Source organism: Burkholderia sp. BCC1638, assembly GCF_902833195.1.
GTDB lineage: Bacteria > Pseudomonadota > Gammaproteobacteria > Burkholderiales > Burkholderiaceae > Burkholderia > Burkholderia diffusa.
Genome location: NZ_CADFEC010000150.1, coordinates 1 through 438, shown reverse-complemented (window position 1 = coordinate 438; position 438 = coordinate 1). Strand labels below are relative to the sequence as shown.

General features: G+C 49.8%; 1 tRNA gene. It reads left to right on the top strand.

Annotation, left to right across the window (positions count from 1 at the left end):
* The first annotated feature begins 26 nt into the window (after positions 1-26).
* A tRNA-Ala gene (locus tag HWX22_RS31650) sits at positions 27-102 on the top strand.
* Positions 103-438 lie beyond the last annotated feature (336 nt).

Here is a 438-nt window from a genome sequence, read left to right as displayed (position 1 = left end):
GGTACCTGAGGCAAATCTGTACTCATGGGGGCATAGCTCAGCTGGGAGAGCACCTGCTTTGCAAGCAGGGGGTCGTCGGTTCGATCCCGTCTGCCTCCACCAATCTTCAATGACAAGCGTTCGAGGTGCTCGAGTGTTTGTCATTGGCGATTGAGCCAGTCAGAGCGGTACGTAGGATGTATCGGCTGTCGTTCTTTAACAATCTGGAAGAAGTAAGTAATTTGGATAGCGGAAGCGTCTTTGAGATGGACGTGGAAACTATCCGGGTTGTGATTGTATCGATGTATCTCAAGATGATTCGAACTCTATGTTTGACTCAATTGGAATACGGCACAACGCGAGAACTCAACCTGTAGCGACTGTCGATGAGACAGACTCGTTATAGGGTCAAGCGAACAAGTGCATGTGGTGGATGCCTTGGCGATCACAGGCGATGAA